Here is a 16,090-nt window from a genome sequence, read left to right as displayed (position 1 = left end):
TTAAATGAAGAAGAGTATTCATAACCTAGGAATGTAGTGCTTTTCCTTCAACAGCAAGCGCCGCTTCACCAATCGCTTCGGATAATGATGGATGAGGATGAATAGTATGGGAAATTTCCCATGGTGTAGCATCTAAAACCTTCGCTAATCCAGCTTCCGAAATCAAATCAGTTACATGAGGTCCAATCATATGAATTCCAAGAATATCATCTGATTCTTGATCAGCAACTATTTTTACAAAACCATTATTATCACCTAGTACTAACGCCTTGCCTATACCTTTAAATGAAAACTTCCCTACTTTAACATTGAATCCTTTTTCCTTTGCTTGATTTTCAGTTAATCCAACACTTGCTACTTCTGGATTAGAATATACACACTTCGATACAGAAGTAGCCTCTAGTACTTGAGGTTTCAACCCTGCTATATGTTCAACAGCAATAATCCCCTCATGTGATGCGACGTGAGCAAGCTGTAATCCACCTATACAATCACCAATTGCGTAGATGTGACTTTCTTTTGTCTGATAATAGGAGTTGGTACTAATATAACCATTATTAACTAAAATCTCAGTATTCTCAAGACCAATTTTTTCTAAATTTGCTTTTCGTCCAACACTAACTAACATTTTTTCTGCGGAAAAGCTTTTTTCAATCCCATTTACTTCTGCTTTAACCGTTATTCCTTCTTTTTCGTGACTTATGGTTTCCGGCAAAATTTTTGCCTTCGTCACAATTTGTATATTTTTCTTTTTTAATAATCTTTGCAGTTCTTTAGAAATCTCATGATCTTCAGCTGGTAAAATACTCGACGCATATTCTACAACCGTTACTTCAACGCCAAAATCACTCATCATAGAAGCCCATTCGATACCGATTACTCCTCCACCTACAATTAACAAGCTTTTAGGAAGACTTTCTAGTTTCAACATTTCATCAGATGATAATACTTTATCTCCATCAATGTTTAATCCAGGTAATGAGCTAGGTCTTGAACCTGTGGCAAGTATTACATTTTTCGGAATAAGCATTTCATTCTCACTACCATCATTCATCTCAACTGATATTGTGCCTGGAAGTGGTGAGAAAATGGACGGACCTAGTATTCTACCTATCCCATCATACACATCAATTTTTCCTTTTTTCATCAAATGCTTTATACCGTTATATAAACTGTTTACAATATTTTCTTTTCGATTTTGAACTTTTGAGAAATCTAATGTTACATCATTAGAAATGACTCCGAACTCTAAGCTATTTTGTGTTTGTTGAAACACTTCAGCACTTCTAAGCAACGCTTTCGATGGGATACACCCCTTATGCAAACATGTACCACCAAGTAAATTTTTTTCAACAATAGCTGTTTTTAATCCTAATTGAGATGCGCGAATCGCAGCCACATATCCCCCCGGACCTCCACCAATGATGACTAAATCATACTCTTTCGACATAAAAAACTACCTCCCTGTTATAGATCGATCAGTGAAGTCTTAAATTCGTAAGGCAAACACTAATATTTTTAAATGTTTATCCAATTTAAAATACACCTTACATTTAGAATAAACCTCCATATTATTAAAGCAACAGATTATAAATGTTGCACTGTTATTTTTTTACACTATAAATCATAGGTGTATGATTTTCTTTGATATATAGCCCTTCAGAAAGATTCCATATTATCAATAAAAAATGAAGATTATTCTTTTTCTTTATATTTACAATAACTAAATTGTATGAAGATAAGAGAATGAGAATTTACTTGTATAACAAATTATTGCAAAATCTATGCCAACTTTATAAAATCACAAGAATTCAGTTTTTGTATAATGCAAAAAAGTAAGAGGCACGTTAACCGTACCTCTTACTTTATATTTCATCCATACCACAATACCCCAAATGAAGGAATCATAAACCATGCAATAATTTTCATAGCATGAAAATTATTGCATGCTATTTTTTTCTAACATATACTTATCCATCTTATAATACAGATTTCTTACCGAAATACCTAATTCTCTAGCAGTTGCTGTTTTATTTCCATTATTCAAATCCAAACATCTCTCAATGATTTGTCTCTCGAATTCATCCACTCTTTCTGTTAGTGAAGTTGCTTCTTTAACAGTCAATTGATCATTTACTTGTTGACTTTCTACTTTTGTGTTTAAAGAAATAGATAGATGTGGTACATCAATCACTTTTTCACTAAATTTCATAAAAATCATTGCTCGCCCTAATACGTTTTCTAATTCCCTTACATTACCTGGCCAATTATATCGAATGAGCAGCTGCAACGCATCATCCGTTACCCCATCTATTTTTCTGCCATACTCTTGATTGAGTTTTTGTAATAAATGATTCGTTAATAACGAGATATCTTCTTTTCTCTGTCTTAACGGAGGTATAAATATTGGCATGCGATTTAATCGATAATAAAGATCCTCCCGAAACTGTCCATTGTTAATCGCTTGCTCTAAATTAACATTTGTTGCTGCTATTATTCGAACGTTAATTGGAGTTGCTTTAGTTGCTCCTACTTTTACAATTTCTTTTTCTTGTAATACTCGAAGTAATTTCACTTGGATGGATAAGCTCATTTCTCCTATTTCATCTAAAAAAATACTTCCATTGTTCGCTTCTTCAAACAGACCTATTTTACCTCCTCTTTTCGCACCTGAAAATGCTCCTTCCACATAACCAAAAAGTTCACTCTCAAGTAAAGATTCAGAAATTGCCCCACAATTGACACGAATAAATTTATTAAATTTTCGATCACTTTCATTATGAATAGCATGAGCAAATAATTCTTTTCCTGTTCCAGATTCCCCTCGTAACAAAACCGTTACAGGTGTTGTAGCACTTATTCTAGCCTGCTCAATAGCCAACGTCATTTCTTCGGAGCAGCCAATAATATCTTCAAAACGATATTTTGCTTCTAACGTGCGGATAATTTGACGTGCCCTATGCAATTCTTGGGTAAGCTCTTGTATTTCTGACATATCATGTATTACACCTACACTACCTTTAAGATTTCCTTCTACGATAATCGGTGCTACATTTACGATGACTTCTTTTTTATGTGGTCCAACAATTAATTTAGTACCACGAATCGGGTTTCGCGTCTGAAGCACCTTCATATGAATACTATCTCCTTCATATATATCCGTCGATGCTGGCTGACCAATTACCTCTTCTTCTTTTAGGCCTGTAATACGAGAGTAAGCTGGATTAATTAAAATACCTCTTCCATGCTCATCAACGACAGAAATAGCATCGTCACTTGAATGGATAATCGCCTGTAACATCGTTTGAATCTCTTTTAAATTTGTAATTTCTTCTGCTAAATTAACGACTTCAGAAATATCCTTAAATACAGCAAACGCTCCAATGATTTCGTCATTTTCATTCAACATCGGAATTCTCGTCGTGATGATTTTTAACCCATTGCTTAATTCATGTTCTTTATTAGTCTCAACCTGCTTACTTTCTAAAATGATTGGTAAGCGACTATTATGAATAACATCCTTAACATGCTTGCCAATGGCATCCTTATGTAGTACACCAACCATCTTTTCTGCACTACCATTAAATAAGGTTATTCTCGCATTTTCATCAATTACAATCATACCCTCTTCAGTCGAGTTGAAAATTAGATCTCTTCTATAGGATTCATCTTGTAAAGTATCAATAAGTAGCTCTTTTTCTTCAAGTAGTTTTGCAATAATAAAAGCAACTGTTCCTGGAATTAAAATAGTATGTGAATGTTTTGCTTTACGAATTTCCTGAAATGTCTTTTGACTCCCCGTTACATCAATAATAATATCGTATGTTTCATCAAGAAACTCTCTCCAGTCCGTACCGTAATTGATTCTTATTTGTTTTGCTAGCTCTAATCCTTCAGCGTTAACATTTTGATCAATAATGGAACCAACATGTAAAAAATCAGCCTCTAAAAATAATTTCAAAATCGAAGTTCCGCCTTTTCCAGCTCCCACGATCATAACCTTTTGCAAGCCGCTCACCTTCTTCATCAGCATTTATAGAATTTATCTTGTGACAGTTAACTAATGATTCCCTTATATGTTAGCAGAATTTCCACATTTTATATATTTTTTCCATCAAAAACCTGATATGTCTATTGACAAATTTAATAAATATTCTATTCTACAATAAAGAGAGTATATATTCGATAAACCATTTTTCCTTGTTTCTAATTCCTTAGCTTCAATAGCATCTTCAGACACTCCTCTTCGGAATTCCTTTTCTATTCCTTACGAGATTACATTTTATGACGAAGTTTCACAGGTTTTTTAACGGGATGAAGACATATTTTAAAGGGGACAATACAATGGGAAGATTAATAGCATTTCTAATTTTATTTATTCCAGGTGTATGTGCTGCAATGGGGATTAAATTTATGCGTGATATGATTTTCGGAATATTACAATTTCCTTTTCCTTCACTCATTCTACAATTTTTGGTCGGATTTATTATGATGGTTGGTGGAATTGGTTTTATAGCAGGTTTTATACTACATAGAGATCGTAAACGAAATAAAGTTCAAAAGCGATTTATTAGATGAAAACCCTAAAGTCAGAAATCAATCCCTAACAGACCCTCGTTCTGTTAGGGATTTGATTTGTTTCTTGTTTCTTTATATCATTTACTCATTAACTTTTGCTTTAACTGAATCGCTTTTTCAGGATAATCTGTGAAAAAGCTTGAACAATTAATGGAAAAAAGATTCGTCATTTGCTCTTCATTGTTAATGGTATACGGACGTACAGCAATCCCTTCATTCATAGCGCTAGTAATGATCATATTTGGTGCAGCTTTAATATTCGGATGAATCGCTTTTGCCTGAATTGCTTTTGCATAAACCCAAGGCATATACAATCCATCTCGATACAAAGGCGCTGTTTCAATCATTGGAGCTAACTGATAGCAATGCACAATACTATAGTGATTAAAAGAAGAAAATATGACACGATCTTGCATATTATATTGTTTTACCAGGTTAATAACTTTTTCTTCAAGACCAGGGTATAAAATAACACTATTTTTCAGCTCAATATTTAGAAGCATACTATTCCCTTGAAGCCAAGTTAATACTTCCTCAAGTGTAGGTATTTCTACAAAACCTGTTTTTTTCCCATATTTATAACTAGCATCGAACTGTTTTAATTCTTTAAGAGTATAGTCCATGACCAAACCCTTTTGGTTCGTCGTGCGATCTAATTGTTCATCGTGAATAACAACAACTTTACCATCTTTAGTTAGTTGAACGTCCAATTCAATACCATCGGCACCGACTCTTTCTGCTTCTTTAAAGGCCACCATTGTATTTTCTGGAAAAGTCCCAGCAGCTCCCCTATGCGCAAAGATTTGTGTCGTAATAATCACAAGCAAGCTCCTTTCCATATTCTTTGATAAACATCCATAATAGATCTTTTTGTTTTGGCTGTTTTCAAAAAGATTGTTGTTATTAAATAAGTTCAGTAAATTAAATTAGCATATATAAGCTATTGAGTGTAAGCTGTAAGACTTCTGCGGAAGTATGTTACAAGCGAGACCCTAACACCTAATAAATGTACCTCAGAAAGCGAGTATCCTGAAGTGGAACTCACCTAAACCCTTTTAATAAGACTATTTCAACAGATGCAAAATCAGCCTTATTTTATCTCGTCGTACTATCAAAAGACCTTTTTCTAATAATTATATCATTTCTGCCACTTCTTTGACTTCTTAACAATGCTTGAAGTAAACATAAAAAAAGACCAATTGATGAAAAATCGATTGGATCTTTTTTACATATTCTATAGAAAATCAGGACTTTAATTCAAAGCCTGCCTAACTCTTTCAAGAAGCTTTATGTTCTAATCGAAGCTTATCTGCGACCATCGCGATGAACTCTGAGTTAGTAGGTTTGGCTTTAGACATGGATACGGTGTAACCGTTGATTTAACAGTGTTTTTAGTTACTCAAATAACGTAAACTGCGCTTTCTTTATCGGTTTATCACTCGAATATTTACCGGTGAGTGATAGTTGTCTTTATTATATCTGAGCGATAGAGGAAGAGCAAGTATATAATATGAAGAAACTCGTTAAATTTAGCAAAAAAAGGAACCCTAACCACGAAGGCTAGGGCGAAATGTTACTCTTTAAAGTATTTATCCGGAATTTTTATATCAATGTACGACCAATCATCAGTGGACATGTCGCTTACTTCAATTCTTAGCGTTCTCTTTTCGATTGCTTTAATTGAATTCGTTTTTGTTTGATATTCTATATATCCGCGCGAAGTAGTATCGCCAGTTACCTTTTTGTCTATATCGATTAAAGATAGACTGCTGAATAACGGTTTTCCTACTTTAAACGATGTTTCTTTTGAATTTTCAAACTGAACCGCCACTGTCATAATGACTTTACCCGTGTCAGCATTTTTATCGAAACTTATATCGTGAGCTGTTACTTTTAGCCCGTTGAAGTCACTTGTAAAAAACGACTCTTTTTCGAACGTGCGATCTTCACTATTAACGTAGTTACCGATCGCTCCAAAAACCAAAATTACTGAAAGTACCCCGAATATTATAATAACTTTCCACGTAGTTCTATCGAATTTTATCCCCATTTCGCCAACCTCCACCTAACTAAATAACTTACCAAGATCATTATACCAATATTTCCCTTTTACGAGAAGAAACATAAAAGTAATAGGTATTACCAGGTAGGGGCGTTCTATTAATCTAATTCAAATGGATAGCGATATATATTATTAGAGTCAAAAGTCGGATTAAATATGATTTCGTAGCCGATTCTAGTTGCGTCTACCTTAATGCTATCATCAAACGTTATTCCTAATCCTTTTTCTATATCGCCAATAGTTGCACTAGTTTCTAGTTTAATTCTTGCGAGTTTACCCTCACTAAATATAGCGCTTGCATACTCGTAGTAAGCTCCGTCAGCATACATAATATAATCTGCTGTAACTCTTTCGCCATTCTCTAAGATAAATAAGCCGTCCATATAGACTTTTTCCTCTGTGTCACGCTTATTTGCCTTGTCAAAGTTAGCGAAATTAACAATCGGTGGACTCGGTGGCGCAGGCTTAATTTCCTCCGCTTGTTCTACTTTAATCGGCTCCGTAACTTCCTCTTTTTCCGGCTCTTCTTCCGTCACTATGTCCGGCTCTTGCTTTTCCGCTGGCTCTGCGCTACATCCTGCGATAAGTAAGAATAATAATAGTGCGCCCATAAATCCCGTTATCTTCTTCATTCAGCAGCCCCCTTTACAGTAATATTTTACCATATCACAACCCCTGAGTTTAAAAAATACTGCGTATATTTTTTCGACTATAGATACTTTAATGCGATAAAGTGAGTTTTGAAAAATTGTGCGCTAATGGCGTAGTTCAGTTGGAGAGTATTAGGAGAGGCGCTATGGGGATTTTGCGCCTTTATTCGTTGCTATTTATTCGATTCATATTCTTTAATAACTTTATAAAACGATGTTTTCTTTAAATCAAGCGAACGCATGAAGTCCACCGCTGTTATATCCCCGGCTTTCCATTTTGTATAAGTCTCTTCTATAATTCGCTTCTGCTTATCGCTAAGAGTTTCGTAACTAATAATCGGACGACCGACGTGCTTACCTTCTCGCTTAGCCTGCGCAATTCCTTCTGCCTGGCGCTGCCTTATCTTCTTACGTTCCTGATCCGCAACATAGGATAGCAGCGATAAGAACTGATCCTCCATTAAGCGTCCTATGTCGCCCATCTCACGAAACTTACGACTATCAAATAACGTTTCATTTTCAAGGATAACAATATCGGCGCCAATATCCCTCGTTATGTATTTCCATTCTGCGATAACCTCGTCATAATTACGTCCAAGTCGGTCTAATGCGTCGATATATAATAAGTCACCTTTGCGCAATGTTTGCCTCATTAACTGATATTGCGGTCGGTCGAAGTTCTTGCCGCTTGCCTTATCGACATATATCCGTAACGGCTCAACGCCCTTTTCCTGCATCTTATATAATTGGCGCCCTTCATTCTGATCCTTCGCACTTACTCGCACATATCCTAATTTCAACATGGCGTCCGCTCCTTCACGTTTATTACTACCATTATAAGCCAATCATTCCGCAAAGATCAACAAAATATACGAACGTTCATAAATAAAAAATAACGCCTTTACGACCGTAATATCAAGGCTTCTGAGATAGTTCGCGAAGTATACGTTTACGAACGAAATAACCCCCTGAGTTCAGAAGGCGTCCACGCTCCGGCAGCCCCTCGCAATTGATTTACGTTGTATTATGTTGAATATAAATCGTAATCATTCCGCTTTCCTTCTATATTATGCGATATAAAACGCATTTCAACATCAAAACGAACCCTTATTGTAGGTAAATTTCACTTACCAATTCATTTTGCACTCCAATTCCACGTATCAAAAATTATTATTTAAAGAAAATTATTTACGTACTCTAATTATCAATTAACATTGTGTTCAAATACAATTATCCCTATTTTACATTGTTCATAAAGTAGTCATTGAGTTATCTGCAAAATCGAAAAAATTATATTATTATAAATAATGTCGAATTTATTTTTATTGGAGTTGATTTGTAATGGGTATCATATTTACACTAATCGCTATTGCTCTTCTCGGATTCGCAGCTCGTAATGCCAATTTGGCACTTCGCGCAACATCTACAAGTGTAAAATTGGAATATTGGATTGGAGCAGCTGTCTGTTTAGTAATCGCACTAGGAATTCTTTTTTATGGATGTTCTTCTAACAATACATCCGATGATTATGATTCAAATGACTCTTATGAGTCTAACGATGTTTATGATTCAGGAAATCAAAATAGTACACCTACTAGTCACCCTTGGGATTCACCTTTAGAAAAATACAAGGAAGAGAAAAAGCCTTGGGAATAATTTAATCCAAACAAGAAAATGAGCCGTCCTAATGGTCGGCTTTTAACATTCTGCTATACTATACTTTCCCAAGAAAGAGCGAAGCCCCTATCGAAAGGACTCCGCCATTATTCTCTATACTATCTGATCTATCACGTAAAATGCTTGCTGACTCTCATCACACAATACGATTACTTTATCGCCCGATTTCAAGTCTATTTGACGCACTGTGCGCGATATGATTAAGTCCTCACTCTCGAGCACCACACCGTCATATACTCGTAAGCTTAGCGAAGGAAATGGCGAAACTACTATCGCTATCTCAACATTAGTATCTCGGTTATGCCCGTACTTACGAATGAGTTGGACGAACTTTGCCGCGTTTGATCCCTCAATTCCTAGTCGTTTTTCAATCGCCATTATGCGCCAGCCTCCCCGCTCATTTCTACTTTGGTAACGAAGTAATCGAAAAACTCATCGGCTTGTGCCTTAATTGAGCCTGCGCCTAAGGTAACGTTAAAGTGGTACGTATTACCTCCGTTTCCTCCGCTTTTACCTTCGCGATATGCTTGCGCCTCACCGCGTGTTAAGACTGTTTCACCCTTATGCAAAACTGCCTGGTATCCTGAATACGGGACGTAATTAAGTCCGCCGTTGTGGCTTTTACCTGGAGACTTCTTAGAATCGTCCTTCTTACCCCTTACCTCTAAGTGTTTCTTAAATTTATCAACCACTATATCCGTACCGATAGACTTAACTTTTTTAGTTATATATTCTCGCTGAGCCTGTTTTCCGCTTAATGCCGATAGGATGAATGAATCTTTAACAGATGCGTTAAATCCTTCGATAACACCCTTACCGATTCCCGCTCCGACTTTAATTGCGATAGGAACTAAGATAGGCAAAGAAGTATCGATCGCAGCTGCTAACGATTGTATAAGTATCTTTGATGTAGCTTCGATCTTGCCTTTTCCGTCCTTATCAAGCCATTTTAAAAAGCGTTTATAAACGTCATCAATCACGAATGAAACTTTTCCGTAAACAGTTGTCTTTTTCTTGAAGTCCTCCGAGTTAACGAGACCGGTAAACCAATCGTAAACGTCAATAGTAGCGCTAGTTAGACCTATTAAAATACCATCTATCATGCGGCCACCGATTTTTCCAAACCTTGTAAAGTCATCACTATCGAAACGCTTAAGTAAATCATCAAAAAAGGTCGAAACTGTATCTAAGGCTGGCGTACCCATATCGCTAAGAATAAGATTAAATTTTTCTTTTACTTGCTGCCACTTACCGAGCGTTGTTCCGCCCATCTCGTCAATAAGTTTCTGCGTCATACCTATTTTGTTAAAGTATTTATCTAGCTTCGCAAGTTGCTGATCTAGTGGAAGTTTCTTAATATCGTTCATAATTGCTCGAGGCATTTCGAATCGTTCGACGATCGACTGTGAATCACCACTAAATAGTTCCCTTAGAGCAAATACAGCACCCTCCGTACCTTGTAATGGGTCGATGGCTGCCATACGCTCAGCTAGATTCCACATTTTTTCAAGTTGTTTCATATCTTTTGAAACTGTAATAAAAGACTTTGAGTTTCCGAGCATAGCCTTCGAGTCAAGTATCGGACTATTTATCGCCATATCACTAACCATTTTCACGTATTGTTTAGACGCTTGGCTGTCGTCAAACATCGCTTTAATCATAACGTTTGACTGCTCACGTTCCATCGCTTGACCTACAGTAGCCATGAAGGTTTTATTCGCTGTGGCAACGGTCGCATAGGTTCCGACTAAGCCGAGCAAGCCCGACTTTAAGCTGAAGATATTCTTTAAAGCTCCGCCAGCACCACGCCCTAAACTTGCGAAACTACCGCCAGCTCGACTTGTTGCTGAACTAGTACGCTCAGTAGTCGTTTTCATCTGGTCCATTATTCGCTGTGTGCTCTTAAGCTGACGTTCAACTTTACGCATAGGGTTGGAAAATTTATCTTCTAAGCTAAGTTTCGCTACTAAATCAAACGCCACTTCTCATCATCTCCCTATGAATGTGATTAGCGAGCAATTCCGTTAAATGCCACAGTTCTTCCGACTTTTTCTTCGCTTCAGTTGCTCCCATTTCGTCGCCTGCATTACGTGCCTTTACATATAGTTCAACTTGCTCGGCAACTCTTAAATTTGCGGTTATTAGCTTGCCAAATATTGCGTCATTTTGATTAGCGTTTAACCACTTAATGTGCTTGTTTAATTGGCGCACTATATTGCGTGGAACCTTACTTTGGTACTCAGCGATACGATTAATTAGTACGCCAAATTCAACTAGTTTCTCCGTCTGTTTAACTCTCATTTTCTTCATCCTCTCAAATTTTAATAGTAAAAATAAAAAGCCACCGATTATTCGGCAGCTTCATACGTTTTGATATATTTATCTTTTAGCGCAAAATAACGCTTAATATTTCCAACTGTTCCGGTTTTCTCTGCTATGGCAAACAATCGCGCCAGGTCATCGGCAGTTACTCGTAAATCACTTATATCTGTATCTGCGTAACTTGCTCCGTTTAATTTTTCCGCTAACGCTTCGTCACCTTTAAAGACAAATTTTCCTTCTCCCGTTTTATAAATATTCATTACTCAACATCTCCTTCTAATTGTCTTTTGATTTGCGCATATCTGGCTAAATCTTGCAATGAGCCATATGTCCGCGCTAAGTATTCAGCCTTTTTCAAGTCACTTGTAGTTATGTTTCCTTCTTGCATCTTTTGATTAATTTCACTTTTCATGATACGAGTATCAATATGACGTGTTTTTTCTGCCTCACGAACTGCAAAGCGCTCCTTCTGCAAATTGTAGCGAACTTGTGCCGACTCATCATCGGGATTAGCTTCCGCGAAATCTTTAAGCTGCTGCAAATGACTTTCTAAAAATCCGTCAATAAACGGATGTTCCTCCGAAAAGTGTTCATCTTTTATTAACTCTAAATGACGTTCTTTCATTGTATACTCAGCAAGTTTTTGCGGATTACCGCGAGCCATCATCTTCATTTCATTTAAGTTTGCCAATTGTTTATAATTAATCATTCATTAACTCCTCTCTATCGACATATTGGATACTAGTCATTTGGCGTCCTCTTCCTAAATCCGTTAGGTCGTTTTGAGTGATTAAGTATTTACTCCTGCTGTCCTTAGTGCCAAATCTAATGCTATTAAACTTGTAGAAATACTCTTCACCAAGAGCTCCACGCCCTTTATCTCTAATATCCTCAAACTCTTCTACAGCTTTTTGATAATCTAGTTCGGCTTGTTCGTACTCAATTTTCGCTTTCAGTAGACGAGTTAATACAGCGTCAAAACGAACTTTTCTAAATTCCGGCATTACTTCACTATTAAATGACGCAACAACTTCTTCTGGCTTTATTTTTATAAGTGGGTTAGCTGCCAAATATATTTGTATTTCTTTCTGTCGACGCTCAACTGCTGCCTTTGCTTCCTTTATTTCCTCATCTAATTTATCTAGTTTCGCAGTCATATCCTTGCCTTCGAGAGCTGCCGCCGTTATTGTTGCTTCATACTCAGCCTTTTTTTGTTCATACTTCGCGTTTGCATCGTTTAAGCGCCCTTGCATTTCGCTCTGGACTTTTTGCGACGCTTCTCTTTCCTTTATAAACTCTTCTAGTTTTTTAAATTGTACTGTCATATTTTCCGTTACCTCCAATGAAATAAGTTATTTTCAGCGATAAGTCATACAACCATTCGCGCCATTTTGGTAAAGCTGGCAACACAACGGCAGGTCCGAGTTCATATAAATCTCGTAATATCTCTTCGTTTTGTTTGATGATTAGTTTCGTGTCGTAAGTATCATCGCTATGCTTTAATAAAGCAGCTGCGCCAGGCAAAGCGAGTAAATGACCGTAAAGCTTTCCGTCACTAGTCCAAACTTCAAATTGGCGCTGATTAATTGCGAATAACTCGTCTAATAACAAATCAGTAACTTGCTCATAACTTTCAAAAGGTTTCGCAATCTGATCCACTAACTGTCCGTTATCATCATAAACACAAGCAACAATAAACTCGCTCATACTAATTCGCTCAATATTTGCGATAATTAAGTACATACTATATAGCCCTCATTTCTTACCTCGTCGATAAATCTTGCAACGCGGCCCGTTTCTTCCGCTGAATTTTTAGGAATCCAACTTTGTAGCCTCGATTCAGATTCTTTAATAATTTCGCCCGTTTCTATGTCAACTGCCGAGAGCTTTAATGTTGCCCAAACTGAGCCGAATTCTTTATGGCGGTTAACTATTACTTTTGCGGTAGGCTCAACTGCTGGCGATGGTGGTGCCTCTTTATAACATTTACCTACGTCATATTTGTCCCTCGGCTCTTCAACGTACAAATTGCGTGATGTTATCACAATTTACAACCTCGCTTTCGATAATATTTTAAGAAAATCGAATAAATCACGGCGCTGACCTCCTAACTTGTTTTCTAAGCATTTGTTCAGTTTGTTTCCCGATAAGTACCGCAAGCTTAAATCCTCGCTTTGGTGGTATTCGCTTCCTTTTCTTTTTCATTACTTATGCACTCCTTTCAAATCGTTCATCCATATAAAGGCGTGGAATCTGCGAATGTATATGACTTAAAGAATAATTTCCACCAAAATAAAAAGAGCGCTCGGTTTCTCCATCGAATACCTGCGCTTCTATCAGCTTACCTTTGCGGAAATATTTAACTTGTAATTTATCTGTCACGTTTGCCACCGCCTTTCGTGTACCGATCCCACACAACCGGAACTTGTTGTTTTACATAATGTAGCTTTATATGTCGTCCGAACTTAAACACTGCCGTTCTTTTTCCGTCTGATACTCGCGCATAGTGATAGCGTTCATTTGGCTGAGATTCTAAACATACCGGGCAAAGCATTACTTCTAATTCTTTCTTAGCCATCGTTCGCAAACCCCCTTCGTAAATATGTGTAATGAACAGATTTTTGTATCAAATCGATTGGAAATAGCCTTTAAAATATTAACGGCTAGTAATTAATCATGAGCAGATTAAACGCGCTAAAATCGTTTAATTTTACTTAGAAACGGTCACGCCAAACATTCGCTCAGCTGGTCGTCGTTGTTCTATCGGAATCTTAAATTGAAGAGCGAACGGCTTGTCTTTTTGGTAGTATTCAGCCATTACTAGCCAATCGTCTTTGTATCGCCGTATCCTTCTTATCAAACTTTTATCTTCCGTGTAACCAGCGAGCCATCCCGTTTCGAGCTTCCATAATTCATTACTCATTGGCAACTAACTGCTTTCGTTTATTTCTCGCAAGGTCTGCAGCTTCATCGGCAAAATTTCGCTTTGCTTGCTCAACCTCTAAATCTGTTAATTTGCGATTAAGTAGTCGTTCCATATAATAGCGAACAAATGCCGTCCAATTTTCGTCAGTGAATCGCGAACTATTGCTGTAAAAGTCAAAAACATGCTTACCGCCCTTTGACATATTGCATGTGCGACAGCTGACTACGATATTTTGGATAATATTAGTTCCTCCATACGCTTCGCTAATCGGGTAAACATGATCGACTGTCTTATCGTAACCTGACACCGATTCCCCGCAATAAGTACAATCATCCTGGCGCAATAGTTCCTTTAACTCCTCTACTGTTATTTTAACTACTCCGCTACTCACAGCTCTTTGTTGGTACTTGCGAAGCCTCTCCGCTAAGTATTTACCGTTCTCAGCTCTATGTTTACGACGGCAGGCTTTACAAACACCTTCGCGACCGTCCTTGCACTTTTTATTGCTCGAAAAATCCTCAAGTACTTTTTCTTCTCCGCACTTACTACATACTCTAGTTTTCATTATTGACACCTCCAATAAATTAATCTACTAGCTTTTTAGTTCGTTGGTAGTACTCTATAAACTCCGAGCTTTCATCGAATTTCTTAGCGATTCTTCCAATCATTTGTTTTGAGATTCGACGTGATCCTTTCTCTATCATGTAAATATTACTAGGACTCACACCCAAAAATTCAGCAAACTCCGGCTGTGATTTTTCAAGAAACGTCCTAATTGCTATAAACTTATCTAACTTCATTTCTCTATCCATTACAAAACCTCCCTTTTCTCACATTTCCGTTCAAATTAAATAGGCAAAACATCATGCCTTGCCCTTCTCATCATATAGCATATTTCTCCGAGGTATAATGCGTTGAACCGTTGGTATTACTGAATTTAAACCTCCATACCCCTCTCATTTTATCTGCTTCAACGAACTTCTCAGCATCTAATTCTTCTTGCGAAATTTCTGATAGATTTCTAACTAATACCGGACCTGGTTTTTCTTCTTTTCCCTTTGGATTTCTTCCTTTTGGGCGATAATTAAACGGCTTCTTATCAAACTCATCACGTCCGATATATCCTGGCTTTCTTTTACCTTCAAATCGGATTCCATCAAATTCTTCATCAAATTTATAAGCAACGTTGTCAATAACTTTATCTTCTTTAGTGAACTCACTTCGCTGTCCTGAATCCCTCATTTCTAAAGGCGATAAAAACGGATATTCTAATTGCTGACGATCACGGTATCGCTTTAATCGTTTCTCAGCGTAAAGTCCAAGTTCTGACGCATTATATTCAGCCCTCTTACGCATAGCATCCTTTCTTTTACGGCATTCTTGCGAGCAGACTTTTGCTAATTTATTTCTACTTGTATCGATAAATGGAGCATAACAACCTTCGCAGATTTTCGTAAGTCGACGCTCCGCAATGCTAATCGGCACGCCCGCAACCCATTCGCGTTGATGATACTCTTTGGCACCGGAACCGAGTGGTGGAAACTCTTCGTCATCTTTCAATTGTCCAATTACCGAATCTCGGCGCAATGTGACTCCTTGCAAATGATAGTTTGATAGCACGTAGTCTGTTAGTAATTCCACAGCTAGCCCATTCTTATTTGGCGGCAACATAACGGGGCGAGGCTGCTCGCTCGCCTTATATCCGTCACGCTGTAGTCCAACAAAATGCTCATTTATTTCATGCGCCAAGCCTTCTGATATATTCATTCGCGACCATAACGATCCTTCCTGAACATATTGCTTAAAATGTCGGCGATATTTATTAGGACAATATTGATTAATTTCAGATATTATTTCCGAGTATTCCAATAATAT

General features: G+C 37.2%; 22 protein-coding genes and 1 pseudogene. 2 read left to right on the top strand and 21 right to left on the bottom strand.

Features of this window, described 5'->3' with window-relative positions; genetic code table 11:
- Positions 1 to 25: 25 nt before the first annotated feature.
- Both lpdA and BN349_RS05940 read right to left on the bottom strand, forming a co-directional pair.
- The gene (gene lpdA / locus BN349_RS05945) at positions 26 to 1,450 is read right to left on the bottom strand and encodes a dihydrolipoyl dehydrogenase (protein WP_019241365.1); all 1,425 of its coding nucleotides are present in this window, start codon (positions 1,448 to 1,450) and stop codon (positions 26 to 28) included.
- 489 nt (positions 1,451 to 1,939) lie between these two features.
- Positions 1,940 to 4,009: a sigma-54 interaction domain-containing protein gene (locus tag BN349_RS05940; protein WP_019241364.1), complete on the bottom strand. Its 2,070-nt coding sequence runs from the start codon at positions 4,007 to 4,009 to the stop codon at positions 1,940 to 1,942.
- Between the two features lie 335 nt (positions 4,010 to 4,344).
- Between BN349_RS05940 and BN349_RS05935 the strand changes: the two genes are divergently transcribed.
- Positions 4,345 to 4,578, top strand: a complete 234-nt coding sequence (locus BN349_RS05935) for a DUF2627 domain-containing protein (RefSeq protein WP_019241363.1) — start codon at positions 4,345 to 4,347, stop codon at positions 4,576 to 4,578.
- A 77-nt stretch (positions 4,579 to 4,655) separates the two neighbouring features.
- Here the strand turns inward: BN349_RS05935 and BN349_RS05930 are convergent, their stop codons facing one another.
- The 5 genes and pseudogenes from BN349_RS05930 to BN349_RS05915 form a co-directional block, all read right to left on the bottom strand.
- A complete protein-coding gene (locus BN349_RS05930) occupies positions 4,656 to 5,399 on the bottom strand; it encodes a glycerophosphodiester phosphodiesterase (RefSeq protein ID WP_019241362.1) in 744 nt (247 codons plus the stop codon).
- Between the two features lie 456 nt (positions 5,400 to 5,855).
- Positions 5,856 to 5,951 (bottom strand): annotated as a pseudogene (locus BN349_RS25810) (sporulation initiation factor Spo0A C-terminal domain-containing protein); the annotation flags it as partial.
- Between the two features lie 200 nt (positions 5,952 to 6,151).
- The gene (locus BN349_RS05925) at positions 6,152 to 6,628 is read right to left on the bottom strand and encodes a hypothetical protein (protein WP_019241361.1); all 477 of its coding nucleotides are present in this window, start codon (positions 6,626 to 6,628) and stop codon (positions 6,152 to 6,154) included.
- 110 nt (positions 6,629 to 6,738) lie between these two features.
- Positions 6,739 to 7,272, bottom strand: a complete 534-nt coding sequence (locus BN349_RS05920; RefSeq protein ID WP_019241360.1) for a hypothetical protein — start codon at positions 7,270 to 7,272, stop codon at positions 6,739 to 6,741.
- A 191-nt stretch (positions 7,273 to 7,463) separates the two neighbouring features.
- Complete coding sequence (locus tag BN349_RS05915; RefSeq protein WP_019241359.1) at positions 7,464 to 8,093, bottom strand: recombinase family protein; 630 nt, start codon at positions 8,091 to 8,093, stop codon at positions 7,464 to 7,466.
- A gap of 538 nt (positions 8,094 to 8,631) precedes the next feature.
- Here BN349_RS05915 and BN349_RS05910 point away from each other — a divergent pair.
- Positions 8,632 to 8,946 (top strand): hypothetical protein, encoded by a 315-nt coding sequence (locus BN349_RS05910; protein ID WP_019241358.1) that lies wholly within the window; start codon positions 8,632 to 8,634, stop codon positions 8,944 to 8,946.
- Between the two features lie 114 nt (positions 8,947 to 9,060).
- Here the strand turns inward: BN349_RS05910 and BN349_RS05905 are convergent, their stop codons facing one another.
- The 14 genes from BN349_RS05905 to BN349_RS05835 form a co-directional block, all read right to left on the bottom strand.
- Positions 9,061 to 9,345: a hypothetical protein gene (locus BN349_RS05905; RefSeq protein WP_019241357.1), complete on the bottom strand. Its 285-nt coding sequence runs from the start codon at positions 9,343 to 9,345 to the stop codon at positions 9,061 to 9,063.
- On the bottom strand, positions 9,345 to 10,949 hold the full coding sequence (locus BN349_RS05900; protein ID WP_019241356.1) for a hypothetical protein: 1,605 nt from the start codon (positions 10,947 to 10,949) through the stop codon (positions 9,345 to 9,347). The genes BN349_RS05905 and BN349_RS05900 overlap by 1 nt, the downstream gene beginning before the upstream one ends.
- Positions 10,939 to 11,268: a hypothetical protein gene (locus BN349_RS05895; RefSeq protein WP_019241355.1), complete on the bottom strand. Its 330-nt coding sequence runs from the start codon at positions 11,266 to 11,268 to the stop codon at positions 10,939 to 10,941. The genes BN349_RS05900 and BN349_RS05895 overlap by 11 nt, the downstream gene beginning before the upstream one ends.
- 47 nt (positions 11,269 to 11,315) lie before the next feature.
- Positions 11,316 to 11,549 carry a hypothetical protein gene (locus BN349_RS05890; protein ID WP_019241354.1) on the bottom strand — a complete coding sequence of 78 codons (234 nt, stop codon included), beginning with the start codon at positions 11,547 to 11,549 and terminating at the stop codon, positions 11,316 to 11,318.
- Positions 11,549 to 11,998, bottom strand: coding sequence for a hypothetical protein (locus tag BN349_RS05885; protein WP_019241353.1), 450 nt, complete (start codon positions 11,996 to 11,998; stop codon positions 11,549 to 11,551). The genes BN349_RS05890 and BN349_RS05885 overlap by 1 nt, the downstream gene beginning before the upstream one ends.
- Positions 11,991 to 12,614, bottom strand: a complete 624-nt coding sequence (locus BN349_RS05880; protein ID WP_019241352.1) for a hypothetical protein — start codon at positions 12,612 to 12,614, stop codon at positions 11,991 to 11,993. Before BN349_RS05880 ends, BN349_RS05885 begins: the two co-directional genes overlap by 8 nt.
- Positions 12,598 to 13,032, bottom strand: coding sequence for a hypothetical protein (locus tag BN349_RS05875; protein ID WP_019241351.1), 435 nt, complete (start codon positions 13,030 to 13,032; stop codon positions 12,598 to 12,600). Before BN349_RS05875 ends, BN349_RS05880 begins: the two co-directional genes overlap by 17 nt.
- Positions 13,023 to 13,334, bottom strand: coding sequence for a hypothetical protein (locus BN349_RS05870; protein WP_019241350.1), 312 nt, complete (start codon positions 13,332 to 13,334; stop codon positions 13,023 to 13,025). The genes BN349_RS05875 and BN349_RS05870 overlap by 10 nt, the downstream gene beginning before the upstream one ends.
- A gap of 163 nt (positions 13,335 to 13,497) precedes the next feature.
- On the bottom strand, positions 13,498 to 13,671 hold the full coding sequence (locus tag BN349_RS25805; RefSeq protein ID WP_019241348.1) for a hypothetical protein: 174 nt from the start codon (positions 13,669 to 13,671) through the stop codon (positions 13,498 to 13,500).
- Positions 13,661 to 13,867: a hypothetical protein gene (locus BN349_RS05855; RefSeq protein WP_019241347.1), complete on the bottom strand. Its 207-nt coding sequence runs from the start codon at positions 13,865 to 13,867 to the stop codon at positions 13,661 to 13,663. Before BN349_RS05855 ends, BN349_RS25805 begins: the two co-directional genes overlap by 11 nt.
- Positions 13,868 to 13,999: 132 nt before the next feature.
- Positions 14,000 to 14,212 (bottom strand): hypothetical protein, encoded by a 213-nt coding sequence (locus BN349_RS05850; protein WP_019241346.1) that lies wholly within the window; start codon positions 14,210 to 14,212, stop codon positions 14,000 to 14,002.
- Complete coding sequence (locus BN349_RS23430; RefSeq protein WP_157381020.1) at positions 14,205 to 14,606, bottom strand: HNH endonuclease; 402 nt, start codon at positions 14,604 to 14,606, stop codon at positions 14,205 to 14,207. Before BN349_RS23430 ends, BN349_RS05850 begins: the two co-directional genes overlap by 8 nt.
- A 193-nt stretch (positions 14,607 to 14,799) precedes the next feature.
- Positions 14,800 to 15,027, bottom strand: a complete 228-nt coding sequence (locus tag BN349_RS05840) for a helix-turn-helix transcriptional regulator (RefSeq protein ID WP_019241344.1) — start codon at positions 15,025 to 15,027, stop codon at positions 14,800 to 14,802.
- Positions 15,028 to 15,097: 70 nt separating this feature from the next.
- Complete coding sequence (locus BN349_RS05835) at positions 15,098 to 16,084, bottom strand: hypothetical protein (protein ID WP_019241343.1); 987 nt, start codon at positions 16,082 to 16,084, stop codon at positions 15,098 to 15,100.
- Between the last annotated feature and the right edge of the window lie 6 nt (positions 16,085 to 16,090).

The sequence above is a fragment of the Bacillus sp. AP8 genome (assembly GCF_000321185.1).
Lineage (GTDB): Bacteria > Bacillota > Bacilli > Bacillales > DSM-1321 > Bacillus_AD > Bacillus_AD massilioanorexius.
The sequence above is the reverse complement of the archived record's forward strand: the minus strand, read 5'-3'. Positions and strand labels throughout refer to the sequence as shown.

Coding starts and splice junctions, on each gene's coding strand:
- lpdA (WP_019241365.1), bottom strand. CDS start 1,450: ATGTCGAAAGAGTATGATTTAGTCATCATTGGTGGAGGTCCGGGGGGA.
- BN349_RS05915 (WP_019241359.1), bottom strand. CDS start 8,093: ATGTTGAAATTAGGATATGTGCGAGTAAGTGCGAAGGATCAGAATGAA.
- BN349_RS05925 (WP_019241361.1), bottom strand. CDS start 6,628: ATGGGGATAAAATTCGATAGAACTACGTGGAAAGTTATTATAATATTC.
- BN349_RS05840 (WP_019241344.1), bottom strand. CDS start 15,027: ATGGATAGAGAAATGAAGTTAGATAAGTTTATAGCAATTAGGACGTTT.
- BN349_RS05855 (WP_019241347.1), bottom strand. CDS start 13,867: ATGGCTAAGAAAGAATTAGAAGTAATGCTTTGCCCGGTATGTTTAGAA.
- BN349_RS05905 (WP_019241357.1), bottom strand. CDS start 9,345: ATGGCGATTGAAAAACGACTAGGAATTGAGGGATCAAACGCGGCAAAG.
- BN349_RS05895 (WP_019241355.1), bottom strand. CDS start 11,268: ATGAGAGTTAAACAGACGGAGAAACTAGTTGAATTTGGCGTACTAATT.
- BN349_RS05850 (WP_019241346.1), bottom strand. CDS start 14,212: ATGAGTAATGAATTATGGAAGCTCGAAACGGGATGGCTCGCTGGTTAC.
- BN349_RS05875 (WP_019241351.1), bottom strand. CDS start 13,032: ATGTACTTAATTATCGCAAATATTGAGCGAATTAGTATGAGCGAGTTT.
- BN349_RS05920 (WP_019241360.1), bottom strand. CDS start 7,272: ATGAAGAAGATAACGGGATTTATGGGCGCACTATTATTATTCTTACTT.
- BN349_RS05910 (WP_019241358.1), top strand. CDS start 8,632: ATGGGTATCATATTTACACTAATCGCTATTGCTCTTCTCGGATTCGCA.
- BN349_RS05890 (WP_019241354.1), bottom strand. CDS start 11,549: ATGAATATTTATAAAACGGGAGAAGGAAAATTTGTCTTTAAAGGTGAC.
- BN349_RS05935 (WP_019241363.1), top strand. CDS start 4,345: ATGGGAAGATTAATAGCATTTCTAATTTTATTTATTCCAGGTGTATGT.
- BN349_RS05885 (WP_019241353.1), bottom strand. CDS start 11,998: ATGATTAATTATAAACAATTGGCAAACTTAAATGAAATGAAGATGATG.
- BN349_RS05880 (WP_019241352.1), bottom strand. CDS start 12,614: ATGACAGTACAATTTAAAAAACTAGAAGAGTTTATAAAGGAAAGAGAA.